The organism is Escherichia sp. Lx600-2 (assembly GCF_036662595.1).
In the GTDB taxonomy this organism is placed as follows: domain Bacteria; phylum Pseudomonadota; class Gammaproteobacteria; order Enterobacterales; family Enterobacteriaceae; genus Escherichia; species Escherichia coli.
In genome coordinates this window covers 1-16,563 of the sequence record NZ_JAYQWM010000042.1, presented here as the reverse complement: position 1 = coordinate 16,563, position 16,563 = coordinate 1, and the positions used below count along the sequence as shown (strand labels likewise).

Genomic DNA, 16,563 nt, shown 5'->3' with positions numbered 1-16,563 from the left:
GGTGATGATGAAAGTATGGATGGCGATATTAATAAGTATCTTGTGCTGGCAATCATCTGTGTGGGCGGTCTGTCCGGCCTGGTCGCCAGCCAGAGCACAGGAAGAAATTTCCCGCCTGCAACAGCAAATAAAACAGTGGGACGATGACTACTGGAAGGAAGGAAAAAGTGAGGTGGAAGACGGTGTTTACGATCAGTTAAGCGCCCGTCTTACGCAGTGGCAACGCTGCTTTGGGAGCGAGCCCCGCGACGTCATGATGCCGCCTTTAAATGGTGCGGTTATGCATCCGGTTGCCCATACGGGTGTACGCAAAATGGTGGATAAAAACGCATTAAGTCTGTGGATGCGAGAACGTAGCGATCTTTGGGTGCAGCCAAAAGTTGATGGCGTTGCGGTAACCCTGGTTTATCGGGACGGGAAACTGAACAAAGCAATCAGTCGCGGTAATGGCCTGAAAGGCGAGGACTGGACGCAGAAAGTTAGCTTAATTTCCGCTGTGCCGCAAACCGTTAGCGGGCCTTTAGCCAACAGTACGCTTCAGGGGGAAATATTTCTCCAGCGCGAGGGGCATATCCAACAACAAATGGGGGGAATAAATGCCCGCGCAAAAGTTGCTGGCCTGATGATGCGACAGGGGAATAGCGACACGCTAAACTCACTGGCTGTTTTTGTCTGGGCATGGCCGGATGGACCGCAGTTAATGACCGATCGTTTAAAGGAGCTGGCTACCGCAGGTTTTACTCTAACGCAGAGGTATACCCGTGCGGTTAAAAATGCTGATGAGGTTGCGCGCGTACGCAATGAGTGGTGGAAAGCGAAATTACCCTTCGTCACCGATGGCGTGGTTGTGCGAGGGGCTAAGGAACCCGAATCCCGTCATTGGCTACCGGGCCAGGCGGAGTGGCTGGTGGCCTGGAAATATCAACCTGTAGCTCAGGTTGCCGAAGTGAAGGCGATTCAGTTTGCGGTGGGTAAGAGCGGTAAAATATCGGTGGTTGCGTCACTCGCACCTGTCATGCTGGATGATAAAAAAGTCCAGCGGGTGCATATTGGTTCCGTCAGGCGCTGGCAGGAGTGGGATATTGCACCTGGTGATCAGATCCTCGTCAGCCTTGCCGGTCAGGGTATTCCTCGCATTGATGATGTGGTCTGGCGCGGTGCAGAACGTACAAAACCGACACCACCAGAAAACCGCTTTAACTCGTTGACCTGCTACTTTGCTTCTGATGTTTGTCAGGAACAGTTCATTTCACGCTTAGTCTGGCTGGGGTCAAAACAGGTTCTGGGGCTGGATGGCATTGGTGAGGCCGGTTGGCGCGCGCTGCATCAGACTCATCGCTTTGAGCATATCTTTTCCTGGCTTTTATTAACGCCAGAGCAATTACAGAACACGCCGGGGATCGCGAAAAGTAAAAGTGCGCAGTTATGGCATCAGTTTAATCAGGCTCGTAAGCAGCCTTTTACTCGCTGGGTGATGGCAATGGGAATACCGCTAACCCGGGTGGCGCTTAATGCCAGTGATGAACGGTCCTGGTCGCAACTTTTATTTAGCACGGAACAGTTCTGGCAGCAGCTGCCGGGGACTGGATCGGGACGCGCCAGGCAGGTTATTGAATGGAAGGAAAATGCGCAAATCAAGAAGCTGGGCAGTTGGCTGGCTGCCCAGCAGATCACCGGTTTTGAACCTTAGTGACCTTCGTGGCTGTAGTAAAAGACCGGTAATCCCAGCTTAAGACGTAGCGCCAGTAAACGGGCAAAAAAGCCGAATACCAGGGTGGAGATAATCACCACATCATGGTTAGAAACATAGTGTTGCAGCGCGATGTACAGCACGGCGGAGGCAAATGAGACACCGGCATACAACTCTTTCTGGAATACCAGAGGGATGCGTTTACAGAACATATCGCGCAAAACGCCGCCAAACACGCCGGTGGTTACCGCCGCGACAACGGCAATAATTGGGCCGTGCCCCATATCCAGTGCAACCTGTGCGCCAATGATAGAAAAGACCACCAGTCCGAGCGCATCGAGCACCAGAAACACTTTGCGCAGGTAAGGCATTACAGGAGCAACGATAGTGGTGAGTACTGCGGCGGTAGCGACGATAATCACATATTCCGGGTGTTTGACCCAGCCAAGCGGATAGTGGCCCAGCAGAATATCGCGCACTGACCCTCCGCCAATTGCGGTGGCGGTCGCAATAATAATTACGCCAAATGTATCCATGCGCCGTCGCCCGGCCGCCAGCGCCCCCGTCATGGCTTCGGCAGTAATGCCAACCAAATACAAAATGTGTAACAGCATGGTTCTCTCCCTAAAAATCTGTCTGGCAGGGTAGCGATTTGTGCGTATTGTCACGATTGAGATTTTTTAAGGTGAGGGGGAATTGATAACTTGTAGTTATGTGAAATCGCTATTTTCTGTAGCGGAGATGCATTCTTCTGACTTCTTGTCTGAGAAAATGCATAAGAAAAAATAGGTTAAAACTGAGGGGTGGAAAAGAAAGGTGCAATGTTTAGCTATTGTATTCACCGCACCTGGACTTTGGCTTACGCATCGGGTGTCTCAATCAACAAAAAGAGTTTTTAGTTTCTGCTATTTTTTCTCTGTAATTTTTACACTGTTTTCCAACTGCTTAATGCTGACCTGCGGGGTCGGCAACTCCTCAGGCATGGTTCCGCCAAGTTCCTGAATGGTTTGCCTCACCTTGCGACCTACGTCAAAGTGTGTGGTGTTAGCTTGCTGTTTTGAATTCACGCCATCCCGCTTAAGTTTTTCTTCTGTTTGGGTAGCTCGAAAGAGATTAGCCGCCAGTTCTGTTGAACCCATATGATCCAGGATCTTCTGACTCTTTTTCAGCCCCTTCCGCTGATGAATAGCTTTCTGATCTAATCCACCATACAGCCCCCGGTAACCATGATTCTGAAATATGGCGAAATCGATAGCTGTCGCTACCCCAGCTTGCTGCGCTGCCTCAACTAATTGTTTGTTATGTTCTTTCAATTCATTTCTCAGAAAAAGACGCTTTTCGTCTTCACGAAGTTGCCTGAAAGCTTCATCGTCAGCCAGCTCCTGCCGTCGGGTCTGGATAGCAAAATAAGTTTGCCCTGCCGCAATAACCGGTTTCGCAGGGTCGCCGTTTTGTACTACCAGGTAACAGGCATAGCGGGAGAGATGAACATCTTCAAGTTCTCGTTGAGCCCCTGAACCTAATACAACCATTTTGGTGGTTTCAACGAAATGGTCAGATGCAGCTTGATTGCTGGCTTCGCACGCTTGAGTCGCGCGGGCCAGTACCTTTTGAAAATTGCGCCAGTCCCGATAATCCAGTAACGGTGCCAATTCTCTCGCTGACCAAAATTCTTGCCCTTCAGTGCCATAATGCCGTATTTCTTCAAAAGGTTGATGATGTTCGTTCATTGCCCACTCCATGTGATATCGATTGCAAAGAAAGTAAATCTGTAGCTGTATTTATATACAGTTGTGAGTATCTCACGTTCTCACTGTGCTGGGCAAAAAGACATCGCAAAATCTGGAGCAGGCACGCAAAACAGAATTGAAAGTTGCGGGGAAGAAAAATGCCGCTCTGTTTGAGTGGGCGGCATTTGTGAAGGCTGAAAAGTAAGAATTGGCGTTACGAGTTATTCAATGTTCTGAATCTGCTCACGCATTTGCTCAATCAACACTTTCAGCTCGATGGCAGAGTTTGTCACTTCGGCATTGATAGATTTCGACGCAAGAGTGTTCGACTCGCGGTTGAACTCCTGCATCATAAAGTCCAGACGACGGCCAACCGCTTCTTTTTTCTTCAGAATGTTGTACGTCTCTTTAACATGCGCTTCGAGGCGGTCCAGTTCTTCGGCAACGTCAATTCGTTGTGCCAGCAGAACCAACTCCTGCTCCAGACGGTTGTTTTCCAACTGCACCTGAGCATCTTCCAGCTTCGCGACCAGACGCTCACGCTGCCATTGCAGGATTTCCGGCATATGGGCGCGGACTTTGACCACTTCGGCGGTGACGCCTTCCAGACGCTGCTCGATCAATGCTTTCAGTGCCTGACCTTCGGTTTCGCGCGCGACGATAAAGTCGTCCAGCGTACCATCCAACGCCGCGAGAATTTCAGCGGCAATCGCGTCGAGATCCTGCTCCTGGGCTGCCATCACGCCCGGCCAGCGTAGAATATCAACCGGGTTGATTTCCCCTTCGTCACTCTGCATTTTTACCCAGTTCGCGGCAGTTACCAGCTGTTTAGCCAGTTTTTCGTTGAGGATCAGCTCACCTTGCGCGCTAACATCTGGCTCATAGCGCAGGGTACATTCCACTTTACCGCGTGTCAGGCGAGAACGAATACGCTCGCGAACGACAGGTTCAAGGCTACGGAACTGCTCCGGCAGACGAAAGTAAGTTTCCAGATAACGCTGGTTTACCGAGCGCATTTCCCAGGTTGCGCTCCCCCATTCACCCTTGATTTCACGCCGGGCGTAGGCGGTCATACTGCGGATCATAGACGTTCCTGTTTATAAAAGGAGAGGTGGAAGGATTATAGCCATCGATGCCTTCTCAGGATAGGAATAACCGCCGGAAGTCCGTATAATGCGCAGCCACATTTGTTTCAAGCCGGAGATTTCAATATGCGTCCAGCAGGCCGTAGCAATAATCAGGTGCGTCCCGTTACCCTGACTCGTAACTATACAAAACATGCAGAAGGCTCGGTGCTGGTCGAATTTGGCGATACCAAAGTGTTGTGTACCGCCTCTATTGAAGAAGGCGTGCCGCGCTTCCTGAAAGGTCAGGGCCAGGGCTGGATCACCGCAGAGTACGGTATGCTGCCGCGTTCTACCCACACCCGTAACGCTCGTGAAGCGGCGAAAGGTAAGCAGGGTGGACGCACAATGGAAATCCAGCGTCTGATCGCCCGTGCTCTTCGTGCGGCAGTAGATTTGAAAGCGCTGGGTGAGTTCACCATTACGCTGGACTGCGACGTGCTTCAGGCGGATGGTGGCACGCGTACCGCTTCGATTACGGGTGCCTGCGTGGCGCTGGCAGATGCGTTACAGAAGCTGGTGGAAAACGGCAAGCTGAAAACCAATCCAATGAAAGGGATGGTAGCCGCGGTTTCTGTCGGTATTGTTAACGGCGAAGCAATTTGCGATCTGGAATACGTTGAAGACTCAGCCGCAGAGACCGACATGAACGTAGTGATGACCGAAGACGGGCGCATCATTGAAGTGCAGGGGACGGCAGAAGGCGAGCCGTTCACCCATGAAGAGTTACTCACCTTGTTGGCGCTGGCCCGAGGGGGAATCGAATCCATTGTAGCGACGCAGAAGGCGGCGCTGGCAAACTGATTTTTAAGGCGACTGATGAGTCGCCTTTTTTTTGTCTGTAGAAAAGTAAGATGAGGAGCGAAGGCATGAAACCATATCAGCGCCAGTTTATTGAATTTGCGCTTAGCAAGCAGGTGTTAAAGTTTGGCGAGTTTACGCTGAAGTCCGGGCGCAAAAGCCCCTATTTCTTCAACGCCGGGCTGTTTAATACCGGGCGCGATCTGGCACTGTTAGGCCGTTTTTACGCTGAAGCGTTGGTGGATTCCGGCATTGAGTTCGATCTGCTGTTTGGCCCTGCTTACAAAGGGATCCCGATTGCCACCACTACCGCCGTGGCGCTGGCGGAGCATCATGACCTTGACCTGCCGTACTGCTTTAACCGCAAAGAGGCAAAAGACCACGGTGAAGGCGGCAATCTGGTTGGTAGCGCGTTACAAGGACGCGTAATGCTGGTAGATGATGTGATCACCGCCGGAACGGCGATTCGCGAGTCGATGGAGATTATTCAGGCTAATGGCGCGACGCTTGCTGGCGTATTGATTTCGCTTGATCGTCAGGAACGGGGGCGCGGCGAGATTTCGGCGATTCAGGAAGTTGAGCGTGATTACAACTGCAAGGTGATCTCTATCATTACCCTGAAAGACTTGATTGCTTACCTGGAAGAGAAGCCAGAAATGGCGGAACATCTGGCGGCGGTTAAGGCCTATCGCGAAGAGTTCGGCGTTTAAAGAAACTCGCCGGATGAAAAGTCATCCGGCGTCATATTACTGCAACTGCGCGGCAATTAGCGGCCAGCGGGCGTCAAAATCATCCGTCGGGCGGTATTTAAATTCGCTGCGGACAAAACGTGACAGCATACCTTCACAGAAGGCCAGGATCTGGCTTGCCAGCAGGGTTTCATCGGTGGTGTAACCTTCACCCTCACGCATTCTCTTTTCACGCAATACCTGACGCAGCTGCGCTTCAATACGCTCGAAAAGTTGGTTGATGCGCCCTTGCAGGCGATCCTGTTCAAACATCAGTGCATGACCAGTGAGGATGCGGGTCAGGCCAGGATTACGCTCACCAAAACCGAGAAGCAGCAACACAATCAGACGCAGGCGCGCTGTGGTGTCTTTCTCATCTTTCAGAATCAGGTTGATGCGAGTAATCAGGCTATCTTCGATAAACTCAATCAGGCTATCGAACATGCGGGTCTTACTGGGGAAGTGGCGATACAGTGCCGCTTCGGAAACGCCGACAGAGGCGGCCAGTTTTGCCGTCGTGATACGTTGGCTTCCATCGCTGGATTCCAGCATCAGCGCCAGAGACTGAAGTATTTCCTCGCGACGATTCCTTTTCGCAGTTTGTTTTTCTGCCATGTTACAAAATACCCCTGAAAATAAGCACTTGCCAGGCGGCACCCACGCTATGACCGCAAACGAAATGTTTGCGGCTATGTTATGACGTTATTCGGATGCGTATGTGTTACTGACGACCAGAGTGACCAAAGCCGCCTTCACCGCGGTCGGTGGCGTCGAAATCTTCCACCAGATTAAATTCAGCCTGTACTACCGGAACAAAAATCATCTGGGCGATGCGTTCGCCAGGTTGAATGGTGAAGCTGTCCTGACCACGGTTCCACACGGAAATCATCAACTGGCCCTGATAGTCGGAATCGATCAATCCTACCAGGTTACCAAGCACGATACCGTGCTTATGTCCCAATCCGGAGCGCGGCAGCATCATTGCCGCCAGTGAAGGATCGGCAATATGAATCGCCAGCCCGGTCGGAACCAGCGTAGTGTCACCCGGAGCCAGTTCTACGGCGTCGTCGAGACAGGCACGCAGGTCAAGTCCGGCAGAGCCAGAGGTGGCATAAGTCGGGAGCGGAAATTCCTTCCCAACGCGCGGGTCCAGAATCTTAACGTCGATTTTTTTCATCATAACGGGTCACGATCTCGTCGAGTAATAATTGGCCAAGGAGCTCTTTGCGCTCAAGCGGTAAGACTTTATCTCCGTCCTGCCAGAAAAGGTGTAATGCGTTGTTGTCGCTGTTAAATCCTTGAGTTGGCTGGGAAACATCGTTCGCGCAGATCAGATCAAGGTTTTTACGGATACGTTTTTGCCGGGCGTATTCTTCCACATTATTTGTTTCGGCGGCAAATCCAACGACGTAGGGTCTATGGTCTTTTAGTGCGGCAACGCCTGCGACGATATCGGGGTTTTTAACCATTTTTATTGTTAATTCATCACCCTGCGTGGCCTGCTTTTTGATTTTTTCTGGGGCCACGGTAGCTGCGCGATAATCCGCCACGGCGGCGCAGCCGATAAAAATATTTTGCTGCTGTACAGAAGCATTCACGGCGGCTTCCATTTCCAGCGCAGTCATCACATCAACACGTTTAACAAACGGTGGCGTCGGTAGTGAAACCGGACCTGATACCAGCGTGACGTTCGCGCCACGACGGGCAGCGGCGGCGGCGATAGCAAAACCCATCTTGCCGGAGCTGTGATTAGAGATATAACGCACCGGATCGAGCGGTTCACGCGTCGGGCCGGCGGTAATCATAATGTTCAGATGTTTCAGGTCGTTGACGGGCGAAAAATGCGCCACCGCCATATCCACAATGGTTAACGGATCGAGCATTCGCCCAGGACCGATATCACCACAAGCCTGACTGCCACTGTCTGGCCCCCAGATGAGCAAACCACGGGAAGCAAGCACCTCTAAATTATGCTGCGTGGCAGCGGCACGGTACATCTGCTGGTTCATGGCGGGGATCACGGCTACAGGCGCAGGTGTAGCCAGACAAATCGTCGATACCAGATCATTCGCCATTCCGGCAGCAACACGGGCAATCAAATCTGCCGTGGCAGGGGCGAGAATCACTAAATCAGCCCATTTACCCAGCTCAATATGGCCCATAGCGGCTTCGGCTGCCGGGTCCAGCAGACTGTCGGAAACGGGATAACCAGAAACCGCCTGCAAGCTAAGTGGGGTGATAAAGGCTTTTGCCGCTTCGGTCATGGCTACGCGGACGTCGGCCCCGCGATCGCGCAAACGACGCACCAGTTCAGGGGTTTTATAGGCAGCAATACCGCCGCTAACGCCGAGAACGATTTTTTTACCGGCCAGGCTCATGATGATTTTTCCTGTTGGGTGACACCAGAAGTTGGCGATTTTATCACAATACTTTTGTTGTCGTGCCTTCACCTGAGAATCACTTTGCGAGGCGCTTTCCAGGATTGAAAACTGGCCGTCGATTTAACGGAACGGCTATGACAGGATGCGAGCACCACAAAGGAGGTGAAGGTGAAAAACAATGCACAGCTGTTGATGCCGCGCGAAAAAATGCTGAAGTTTGGTATTAGCGCCTTAACGGATGTCGAGCTGCTGGCGCTATTTCTGCGTACCGGAACGCGCGGTAAAGATGTATTAACCCTGGCAAAAGAGATGCTGGAGAATTTCGGCTCTCTTTATGGCTTGTTAACCTCTGAATATGAACAATTTAGTGGTGTTCATGGAATTGGCGTGGCGAAATTTGCCCAGTTAAAGGGGATTGCTGAACTGGCGCGGCGTTACTACAACGTGCGGATGCGTGAAGAAAGCCCTTTACTCAGCCCGGAGATGACGCGGGAATTTTTACAAAGCCAGCTCACGGGTGAGGAGCGGGAGATCTTTATGGTGATCTTTCTCGACTCACAACACCGGGTTATAACGCATAGCCGTCTTTTTTCCGGCACGCTAAACCATGTTGAAGTCCATCCTCGGGAAATTATCCGCGAAGCGATAAAAATAAACGCCTCGGCGCTGATCCTTGCACATAATCACCCTTCGGGTTGTGCTGAACCCAGTAAAGCGGATAAACTCATTACTGAACGGATAATAAAGAGTTGTCAGTTCATGGATTTACGCGTGCTCGACCATATCGTGATTGGGCGTGGAGAGTATGTTTCTTTTGCCGAACGCGGCTGGATTTAACCCGCTATGCGCGATCCTTCGGGATCTTTGTCTGTTCGGGACTTGAGCACATCGCTGAGTCAGCGTATACTACGCCACCTTTGAGAATCTCGGGTTTGGCATTTGGGCCTGGCAATCGAGAGTTCACATAGAACTGCGATGACCGGGCTGTAAAGCCTGACGAGGCGCCAATACCCCATACGAAGCTCGAGCTAATTTGATTTTTGGAGAATAGACATGTCCCGAGTCTGCCAAGTTACTGGCAAGCGTCCGGTGACCGGTAACAACCGTTCCCACGCACTGAACGCGACTAAACGCCGTTTCCTGCCGAACCTGCACTCTCACCGTTTCTGGGTTGAGAGCGAGAAGCGTTTTGTCACCCTGCGCGTATCTGCTAAAGGTATGCGTGTAATCGATAAAAAAGGCATCGATACAGTTCTGGCTGAACTGCGTGCCCGTGGCGAAAAGTACTAAGTACTTAGAGGAAATAAATCATGGCTAAAGGTATTCGTGAGAAAATCAAGCTGGTTTCTTCTGCTGGTACTGGTCACTTCTATACCACTACGAAGAACAAACGTACTAAGCCGGAAAAACTGGAACTGAAAAAATTCGATCCAGTTGTTCGCCAGCACGTGATCTACAAAGAAGCGAAAATCAAATAATTCTCGCTTTGATGTAACGAAAAACCTCGCTCCGGCGGGGTTTTTTGTTATCTGCTTGCCCCCATATTGATTGCATCTGTTCATTCCTGGAGATGCTATGCCTGAATTACCCGAAGTTGAAACCAGCCGCCGCGGCATAGAACCGCATCTCGTTGGTGCAACCATTCTTCATGCGGTGGTGCGCAACGGACGCTTGCGCTGGCCGGTTTCAGAAGAGATCTACCGATTAAGCGATCAACCAGTGCTTAGCGTGCAGCGGCGGGCTAAATATCTGCTGCTGGAGCTGCCTGAGGGCTGGATTATCATTCATTTGGGGATGTCTGGCAGCCTGCGTATCCTTCCAGAAGAACTTCCCCCTGAAAAGCATGACCATGTGGATTTGGTGATGAGCAACGGTAAAGTGCTGCGCTACACCGATCCGCGCCGCTTTGGTGCCTGGCTGTGGACCAAAGAGCTGGAAGGGCACAACGTGCTGGCTCATCTTGGGCCGGAGCCGCTTAGCGTCGATTTCAATGGTGAGTATCTGCATCAGAAGTGCGCGAAGAAAAAAACGGCGATTAAACCGTGGCTGATGGATAACAAGCTGGTGGTAGGCGTAGGGAATATCTATGCCAGCGAATCTCTGTTTGCGGCGGGGATCCATCCGAATCGGCTGGCGTCATCACTGTCGCTGGCGGAGTGCGAATTGCTGGCTCGGGTGATTAAAGCGGTGTTGCTGCGTTCGATTGAGCAGGGCGGTACAACGCTGAAAGATTTTCTGCAAAGTGATGGTAAACCGGGCTATTTCGCGCAGGAATTGCAGGTTTACGGGCGAAAAGGCGAGCCCTGTCGGGTGTGCGGTACGCCGATTGTGGCGACTAAACATGCGCAGCGGGCAACGTTTTATTGTCGGCAGTGCCAGAAGTAATTCATGCGCGCCGGATGGCATACCATCCGGCATAAACGCTACGCTAACTTCGCCATCAGCGCCTGATGGACATTCTCCGGCAGGAAATGGGTGACATCGCCCTGATGGCGCGCCACCTCTTTCACCAACGATGAAGAGATAAACGACCACTCTTTCGACGGCATCAGAAACACACTTTCCAGTTCCGGCATTAAGTGGCGATTCATATGCGCCAGCTGCATTTCATATTCAAAATCCGCCACCGCACGCAGGCCACGAATCAGCACCGTAGCGTGTTGATTACGGGCGAAGTTCGCCATCAAATCACTAAACCCGACCACTTCCACGTTCCCCAGATGCGCGGTTGCCTGCTGTGCCAGCTCAACACGCTCTTCCAGGGTAAACATCGGTTTTTTACTGGGGCTGGCGGCAATCGCCAGAATAACGTGATCGAACATCTGCGTGGCGCGCGTCACGATATCGATATGACCATTGGTAATGGGATCGAAAGTACCCGGATAAATCGCCCGTTTTTGCATAACAACCTCAATGCGTTTTCGGTGGCAGGTAAGGTTCCAGCAGTTGAAGCAGACGCTGTAGCGCTCCCTGGTTTTGATACAGTACTTCAACGGCATGACGGCCATAGAAACTACGGTAATCGGCGTCGGTGAGTAAAGAGGAAACCTCTTTTGCAAGCGTAGTGGCATCGGTAACGGTAATCAGCCCGCTTGCCTGCTCCAGCCGCGCGCAAATGTCTTTAAAGTTAAAAGTATGCGGCCCCATCAATACCGGAATTGCGTGTGCGGCAGCTTCCAGCGGATTATGCCCACCACGTTCAACCAGTGAACCGCCAACAAAGGCGAGATCGGCAATGCCGTACAGTAACATCAACTCGCCCATCGTATCGCCAACCACAACCTGCGTGCTGGTGGAGGGGACTTCCCCTGAAGAGCGTGTGATATAGCTTAGTCCAGCCTGGCGGACAAGGTTAATCGCATCCGGGAAGCGTTCTGGATGACGGGGTACCAGGATGAGCAATAAATTCGGGAATTGCTGTAACAATGCCTGATGTGCGGCGATCACCTCACTCTCTTCGCCTTCGTGAGTGCTGGTGGCAATCCATACCGGGCGGTGTGGTGCCCATTGGCGGCGCAGCGTCACGGCTTTAGCAGCCAACTGCGGCGTTACAGAAATATCGAATTTCAGGCTACCGGTAACGGTTACCTGGTTATTTTTTGCGCCCAGCGCCACAAAACGTGCACCATCTTCTTCATTTTGGGCGGCAATCAGCGTAATACGACGCAGCAAGCGACGGACGAATTTACCCAGTTTGGCATAACCTGCGGCCGAGCGGGCAGAGAGTCGCGCGTTAGCGATCACCAGCGGAATTTTACGTTTATGTAGAGCCGCAATCAGGTTAGGCCATAGTTCGGTTTCCATAATCAACACCAGTTTAGGGTCGACTTTATTCAGGAAACGGTTGAGTGCATCGGGCAGATCATACGGCAGATAAACGTGCTGAACATCCTTCCCGAAAGCCGATTGTACGCGCTCCGAACCGGTTGGCGTCATGGTTGTTACGGTAATCGGTAAATCAGGATAACGATGACGCAGCGCGCGCACCAACGGGATCGCCGCCAGAGTTTCACCGACGGAGACGGAGTGCAGCATAATGCCGCCTGGTTTTAGCGGATGGCGGTAAAAACCGTAACGTTCACCCCAGCGTTTTCGATAGGCCGGAGCCTTACGTCCGCGCACCCAGAGCCGTATCCAGATCAGCGGCTGAATAAGGTAGAGAAGGGCGGTGTAAAGCAATTCGAGCATAGTAAATAGCTGACTTATGGATGTGCTGGGGATTCTATGTATTTAGCTGTGGCTTTACCATTACTTTTCCCGTTTTTGACTTAAATAGCAATTTACCCGCCAATTCTTGCTGAACATCTATACTTTTTTTGTATTTTTATGCGATTCATTGATTTCTGCTGTACGTGCAGGAAGAAATCGCAGAGCAACAGTGAAAGAATATGGTTGCTAATGATTATATTTGATTGATTTCTTTATTGAAAATCAACAGTGTGCTTAAAAATCATTCGGGTCGGATTGCCGCGAAAGAAGTGATACACTAGCGCGTCAATATCAGTGCGGTATCAGTATTCAGGTAGCTGTTGAGCCTGGGGCGGTAGCGTGCTTTTTCTGCTTCACCTTAATCGGATAATCTCAACAAAAAGAGTTACTTGTGGATAAGCCATTTCGAAGAATTTTGCTCATTAAGATGCGTTTTCATGGGGATATGTTATTAACTACTCCCGTCATTAGTTCGCTGAAAAAAAATTACCCTGACGCAAAAATCGATGTGCTGCTTTATCAGGACACCATCCCGATCCTGTCTGAAAATCCAGAGATTAACGCGCTCTACGGCATAAAAAATAAAAAAGCAAAAGCCTCAGAAAAAATTGCCAACTTTTTTCATCTCATCAAGGTATTACGTGCCAATAAGTATGACCTTATCGTCAATCTTACCGATCAATGGATGGTTGCTATACTGGTTCGCTTATTAAATGCCCGTGTGAAAATTTCCCAGGATTATCATCATCGGCAGTCTGCTTTTTGGCGTAAAAGTTTCACCCATTTGGTGCCGTTGCAGGGTGGAAATGTGGTGGAAAGTAACTTATCCGTGCTGACACCATTGGGACTTGATTCGTTGGTGAAGCAGACAACCATGAGTTACCCGCCTGCAAGCTGGAAACGTATGCGTCGCGAACTTGATCACGCTGGTGTTGGACAAAATTATGTGGTTATCCAACCTACGGCGCGGCAAATCTTCAAATGCTGGGACAACGCCAAGTTTTCCGCTGTGATTGATGCCTTACATGCTCGTGGTTATGAAGTCGTTCTGACGTCCGGCCCAGATAAAGACGATCTGGCCTGCGTCAATGAAATTGCGCAGGGATGCCAGACGCCACCAGTAACGGCGCTGGCTGGAAAGGTGACCTTCCCGGAACTTGGTGCGTTAATCGATCATGCGCAGCTGTTTATTGGCGTTGATTCCGCACCGGCGCATATTGCCGCTGCAGTTAATACGCCGCTGATATCGCTGTTTGGTGCGACAGACCATATTTTCTGGCGTCCCTGGTCAAATAACATGATTCAATTCTGGGCGGGAGATTACCGGGAAATGCCAACGCGCGATCAGCGTGACCGAAATGAGATGTATCTTTCGGTTATTCCGGCGGCAGATATCATTGCTGCTGTCGATAAATTACTGCCCTCCTCCACGACAGGTACGTCGTTATGATCGTTGCTTTTTGTTTATATAAATATTTTCCCTTTGGCGGTTTGCAGCGCGATTTTATGCGTATTGCTCAGACAGTCGCCGCCCGAGGTCATCATGTTCGGGTTTATACCCAGTCGTGGGAAGGCGAATGCCCTGATGTATTTGAACTGATCAAAGTGCCGGTTAAATCGCATACCAATCACGGGCGCAATGCGGAGTATTTTGCCTGGGTGCAAAAACATTTACGCGAACATCCCGTCGATAAAGTCGTTGGATTCAATAAAATGCCGGGGCTGGACGTTTATTATGCCGCTGATGTTTGTTATGCCGAGAAAGTAGCGCAGGAAAAAGGCTTTTTCTATCGCCTGACGTCACGTTATCGCCATTATGCCGCCTTTGAGCGGGCAACCTTCGAACAGGGCAAGCCGACACAGCTGCTGATGCTGACAGATAAGCAAATCGCCGATTTCCAGAAACATTATCAGACTGAAGCGGAGCGTTTTCATATTCTGCCACCGGGGATTTATCCTGATCGTAAATATAGCCAGCAGCCAGCTAATAGCCGTGAAATCTTCCGTAAGAAGAATGGAATAACCGAACAACAATATTTATTGTTGCAGGTCGGTTCAGACTTCACGCGTAAAGGTGTCGATCGTTCCATTGAAGCACTTGCTTCGTTACCGGATTCGCTGCGCCACAACACATTGCTATATGTTGTTGGGCAGGATAAACCGCGAAAATTTGAGGCGCTGGCAGAAAAACGCGGCGTGCGCAGTAATGTTCACTTCTTCTCGGGGCGCAACGATGTCTCGGAATTAATGGCGGCGGCGGATTTATTACTGCATCCTGCCTACCAGGAAGCGGCGGGAATTGTGCTGCTGGAAGCGATTACTGCAGGATTACCGGTACTAACAACAGCCGTTTGTGGCTATGCGCATTATATTGTCGAGGCCAATTGCGGCGAGGCTATTGTTGAGCCATTCCGCCAGGAAACATTGAATGAGATTTTACGCAAAGCGTTAACGCAATCTTCATTGCGCCAGGCCTGGGCGGAAAATGCGCGACATTATGCTGATACACAAGATTTATACAGTCTGCCAGAGAAAGCGGCGGATATCATAACGGGTGGTCTGGATGGTTGAACTTAAAGAGCCGTTTGCCACGTTATGGCGCGGTAAAGATCCTTTTGAGGAAGTTAAAACCTTGCAGGGTGAGGTATTTCGTGAACTGGAAACTCGCCGTACTCTGCGCTTTGAAATGGCGGGCAAAAGCTATTTTCTCAAATGGCATCGCGGCACGACCCTGAAAGAGATAATCAAAAATTTACTCTCATTGCGGATGCCAGTATTAGGCGCAGACCGCGAATGGAATGCGATTCATCGACTGCGGGATGTCGGCGTTGATACTATGTATGGGGTGGCATTTGGCGAAAAAGGCATGAATCCGCTGACCAGAACTTCATTTATTATTACCGAAGATCTGACACCAACCATAAGTCTGGAAGATTACTGTGCTGACTGGGCGACTAACCCTCCAGATGTTCGCGTAAAGCGTATGCTTATTAAGCGTGTCGCGACGATGGTGCGCGATATGCATGCTGCGGGCATTAACCACCGTGACTGTTATATCTGTCATTTCCTGTTGCACTTGCCTTTTTCCGGTAAGGAAGAGGAGTTAAAAATTTCGGTAATTGACCTGCACCGGGCGCAGCTTCGCACGCGCGTTCCACGTCGTTGGCGCGATAAAGATCTTATAGGGCTTTATTTTTCTTCGATGAATATCGGCCTGACTCAGCGGGATATCTGGCGGTTTATGAAAGTGTATTTTGCCGCCCCGCTTAAAGACATTCTCAAGCAGGAACAAGGACTGCTGTCGCAAGCAGAAGCAAAAGCCACAAAAATCAGGGAAAGAACGATTCGAAAATCGTTGTAACCCGTAACTTATTTTTGCCAAAATTTTGGATACAGAATAAATATGTCTCAACTCAATGATAGTGACATCATCCTTTTTGAGTATAATTTTCATTATCAAAATATAAGATCTAAAAATACTCTTGATATAGCATTTGGTATTGACAGAAATTTTCTTTTTGGATGTGGTGTAGCCATCGCATCTATTCTATTAAACAATAGAGAAATCTCTTGTGAATTTCATGTTTTCACAGATTATATCAGTGATAAAGACAAGTTATATTTTTCCGATTTAGCAAAACAATATAATTCAAGAATTAATATTTATGTTATCAATTGTGATAAGCTGAAGTCATTACCAAGCACGAAAAACTGGACTTACGCTACATATTTTCGATTTATAATTGCAGACTATTTCTATAATAAACATGAAAAAATACTATATCTTGATGCAGATATTGCTTGCAAGGGTAGTATTAAAGAACTCTTAGGGAAGGTGCGAACAAGTTCCTGATATGAGATCATCATATTCATCCGGAGCGCATCCCAGAGGGACATCAT

Annotated in this window: 19 protein-coding genes; 11 read left to right on the top strand and 8 right to left on the bottom strand. The window is 50.1% G+C overall.

What is annotated here, in order from left to right:
• The first annotated feature begins 7 nt into the window (after window positions 1-7).
• On the top strand, window positions 8-1,690 hold the full coding sequence (gene ligB / locus OQV04_RS15430; protein WP_032281851.1) for an NAD-dependent DNA ligase LigB: 1,683 nt from the start codon (window positions 8-10) through the stop codon (window positions 1,688-1,690).
• Here the strand turns inward: ligB and OQV04_RS15425 are convergent.
• From OQV04_RS15425 to OQV04_RS15415, 3 genes are all read right to left on the bottom strand, one after another.
• Entirely contained in the window at window positions 1,687-2,304 is a 618-nt protein-coding gene (locus OQV04_RS15425) for a trimeric intracellular cation channel family protein (RefSeq protein ID WP_000924289.1), read from the bottom strand. The genes ligB and OQV04_RS15425 overlap by 4 nt on opposite strands.
• Before the next feature lie 291 nt (window positions 2,305-2,595).
• Entirely contained in the window at window positions 2,596-3,420 is an 825-nt protein-coding gene (gene dinD, locus OQV04_RS15420; RefSeq protein ID WP_001297973.1) for a DNA damage-inducible protein D, read from the bottom strand.
• A gap of 221 nt (window positions 3,421-3,641) precedes the next feature.
• Window positions 3,642-4,505, bottom strand: a complete 864-nt coding sequence (locus tag OQV04_RS15415) for a YicC/YloC family endoribonuclease (protein WP_000621336.1) — start codon at window positions 4,503-4,505, stop codon at window positions 3,642-3,644.
• Window positions 4,506-4,631: 126 nt separating this feature from the next.
• On the opposite strand from OQV04_RS15415, the gene rph reads away from it, so the two are divergent.
• Window positions 4,632-5,348, top strand: a complete 717-nt coding sequence (rph, locus tag OQV04_RS15410) for a ribonuclease PH (protein ID WP_001247089.1) — start codon at window positions 4,632-4,634, stop codon at window positions 5,346-5,348.
• 65 nt (window positions 5,349-5,413) lie between these two features.
• Window positions 5,414-6,055: an orotate phosphoribosyltransferase gene (gene pyrE, locus OQV04_RS15405; protein WP_000806177.1), complete on the top strand. Its 642-nt coding sequence runs from the start codon at window positions 5,414-5,416 to the stop codon at window positions 6,053-6,055.
• 36 nt (window positions 6,056-6,091) lie between these two features.
• Here the strand turns inward: pyrE and slmA are convergent, their stop codons facing one another.
• The 3 genes from slmA to coaBC all read right to left on the bottom strand — a co-directional run bounded on the left by slmA (window position 6,092) and on the right by coaBC (window position 8,451).
• Complete coding sequence (gene slmA / locus OQV04_RS15400) at window positions 6,092-6,688, bottom strand: nucleoid occlusion factor SlmA (RefSeq protein ID WP_000818601.1); 597 nt, start codon at window positions 6,686-6,688, stop codon at window positions 6,092-6,094.
• 106 nt (window positions 6,689-6,794) lie between these two features.
• Complete coding sequence (gene dut, locus OQV04_RS15395; protein ID WP_000976070.1) at window positions 6,795-7,253, bottom strand: dUTP diphosphatase; 459 nt, start codon at window positions 7,251-7,253, stop codon at window positions 6,795-6,797.
• Window positions 7,231-8,451 carry a bifunctional phosphopantothenoylcysteine decarboxylase/phosphopantothenate--cysteine ligase CoaBC gene (coaBC, locus tag OQV04_RS15390; protein WP_000050121.1) on the bottom strand — a complete coding sequence of 407 codons (1,221 nt, stop codon included), beginning with the start codon at window positions 8,449-8,451 and terminating at the stop codon, window positions 7,231-7,233. The genes dut and coaBC overlap by 23 nt, the downstream gene beginning before the upstream one ends.
• 171 nt (window positions 8,452-8,622) lie before the next feature.
• Between coaBC and radC the strand changes: the two genes are divergently transcribed.
• The 4 genes from radC (at window position 8,623) to mutM (ending at window position 10,839) form a co-directional block, all read left to right on the top strand.
• Entirely contained in the window at window positions 8,623-9,291 is a 669-nt protein-coding gene (gene radC, locus OQV04_RS15385) for a RadC family protein (protein ID WP_001297375.1), read from the top strand.
• Between the two features lie 216 nt (window positions 9,292-9,507).
• Window positions 9,508-9,744 carry a 50S ribosomal protein L28 gene (gene rpmB / locus OQV04_RS15380; RefSeq protein ID WP_000091955.1) on the top strand — a complete coding sequence of 79 codons (237 nt, stop codon included), beginning with the start codon at window positions 9,508-9,510 and terminating at the stop codon, window positions 9,742-9,744.
• A 20-nt stretch (window positions 9,745-9,764) separates the two neighbouring features.
• A complete protein-coding gene (gene rpmG, locus OQV04_RS15375; protein WP_001051798.1) occupies window positions 9,765-9,932 on the top strand; it encodes a 50S ribosomal protein L33 in 168 nt (55 codons plus the stop codon).
• A gap of 97 nt (window positions 9,933-10,029) precedes the next feature.
• Entirely contained in the window at window positions 10,030-10,839 is an 810-nt protein-coding gene (gene mutM, locus OQV04_RS15370) for a bifunctional DNA-formamidopyrimidine glycosylase/DNA-(apurinic or apyrimidinic site) lyase (protein WP_028132074.1), read from the top strand.
• 38 nt (window positions 10,840-10,877) lie between these two features.
• Here the strand turns inward: mutM and coaD are convergent, their stop codons facing one another.
• The gene (gene coaD, locus OQV04_RS15365; protein ID WP_001171873.1) at window positions 10,878-11,357 is read right to left on the bottom strand and encodes a pantetheine-phosphate adenylyltransferase; all 480 of its coding nucleotides are present in this window, start codon (window positions 11,355-11,357) and stop codon (window positions 10,878-10,880) included.
• A 7-nt stretch (window positions 11,358-11,364) separates the two neighbouring features.
• Window positions 11,365-12,642 carry a lipid IV(A) 3-deoxy-D-manno-octulosonic acid transferase gene (gene waaA, locus OQV04_RS15360; protein WP_032281849.1) on the bottom strand — a complete coding sequence of 426 codons (1,278 nt, stop codon included), beginning with the start codon at window positions 12,640-12,642 and terminating at the stop codon, window positions 11,365-11,367.
• 412 nt (window positions 12,643-13,054) lie between these two features.
• Here waaA and rfaQ point away from each other — a divergent pair, with 412 nt between their 5' ends.
• From rfaQ to OQV04_RS15340, 4 genes are read left to right on the top strand one after another with little or no spacing between them, the layout of a single operon-like run.
• Window positions 13,055-14,113, top strand: coding sequence for a lipopolysaccharide core heptosyltransferase RfaQ (gene rfaQ / locus OQV04_RS15355; RefSeq protein ID WP_071999277.1), 1,059 nt, complete (start codon window positions 13,055-13,057; stop codon window positions 14,111-14,113).
• Window positions 14,110-15,234 carry a glycosyltransferase family 4 protein gene (locus OQV04_RS15350; RefSeq protein WP_000634249.1) on the top strand — a complete coding sequence of 375 codons (1,125 nt, stop codon included), beginning with the start codon at window positions 14,110-14,112 and terminating at the stop codon, window positions 15,232-15,234. Before rfaQ ends, OQV04_RS15350 begins: the two co-directional genes overlap by 4 nt.
• On the top strand, window positions 15,227-16,024 hold the full coding sequence (gene rfaP / locus OQV04_RS15345; protein ID WP_001295235.1) for a lipopolysaccharide core heptose(I) kinase RfaP: 798 nt from the start codon (window positions 15,227-15,229) through the stop codon (window positions 16,022-16,024). The genes OQV04_RS15350 and rfaP overlap by 8 nt, the downstream gene beginning before the upstream one ends.
• A 42-nt stretch (window positions 16,025-16,066) precedes the next feature.
• A complete protein-coding gene (locus tag OQV04_RS15340; protein ID WP_442899665.1) occupies window positions 16,067-16,516 on the top strand; it encodes a glycosyltransferase in 450 nt (149 codons plus the stop codon).
• Window positions 16,517-16,563 lie beyond the last annotated feature (47 nt).

Coding starts and splice junctions, on each gene's coding strand:
- rph (WP_001247089.1), top strand. CDS start 4,632: ATGCGTCCAGCAGGCCGTAGCAATAATCAGGTGCGTCCCGTTACCCTG.
- dut (WP_000976070.1), bottom strand. CDS start 7,253: ATGATGAAAAAAATCGACGTTAAGATTCTGGACCCGCGCGTTGGGAAG.
- waaA (WP_032281849.1), bottom strand. CDS start 12,642: ATGCTCGAATTGCTTTACACCGCCCTTCTCTACCTTATTCAGCCGCTG.
- coaD (WP_001171873.1), bottom strand. CDS start 11,357: ATGCAAAAACGGGCGATTTATCCGGGTACTTTCGATCCCATTACCAAT.
- rfaP (WP_001295235.1), top strand. CDS start 15,227: ATGGTTGAACTTAAAGAGCCGTTTGCCACGTTATGGCGCGGTAAAGAT.
- dinD (WP_001297973.1), bottom strand. CDS start 3,420: ATGAACGAACATCATCAACCTTTTGAAGAAATACGGCATTATGGCACT.
- pyrE (WP_000806177.1), top strand. CDS start 5,414: ATGAAACCATATCAGCGCCAGTTTATTGAATTTGCGCTTAGCAAGCAG.
- OQV04_RS15425 (WP_000924289.1), bottom strand. CDS start 2,304: ATGCTGTTACACATTTTGTATTTGGTTGGCATTACTGCCGAAGCCATG.
- mutM (WP_028132074.1), top strand. CDS start 10,030: ATGCCTGAATTACCCGAAGTTGAAACCAGCCGCCGCGGCATAGAACCG.
- OQV04_RS15340 (WP_442899665.1), top strand. CDS start 16,067: ATGTCTCAACTCAATGATAGTGACATCATCCTTTTTGAGTATAATTTT.
- slmA (WP_000818601.1), bottom strand. CDS start 6,688: ATGGCAGAAAAACAAACTGCGAAAAGGAATCGTCGCGAGGAAATACTT.
- ligB (WP_032281851.1), top strand. CDS start 8: ATGAAAGTATGGATGGCGATATTAATAAGTATCTTGTGCTGGCAATCA.
- rpmB (WP_000091955.1), top strand. CDS start 9,508: ATGTCCCGAGTCTGCCAAGTTACTGGCAAGCGTCCGGTGACCGGTAAC.
- OQV04_RS15350 (WP_000634249.1), top strand. CDS start 14,110: ATGATCGTTGCTTTTTGTTTATATAAATATTTTCCCTTTGGCGGTTTG.
- OQV04_RS15415 (WP_000621336.1), bottom strand. CDS start 4,505: ATGATCCGCAGTATGACCGCCTACGCCCGGCGTGAAATCAAGGGTGAA.
- coaBC (WP_000050121.1), bottom strand. CDS start 8,451: ATGAGCCTGGCCGGTAAAAAAATCGTTCTCGGCGTTAGCGGCGGTATT.
- rpmG (WP_001051798.1), top strand. CDS start 9,765: ATGGCTAAAGGTATTCGTGAGAAAATCAAGCTGGTTTCTTCTGCTGGT.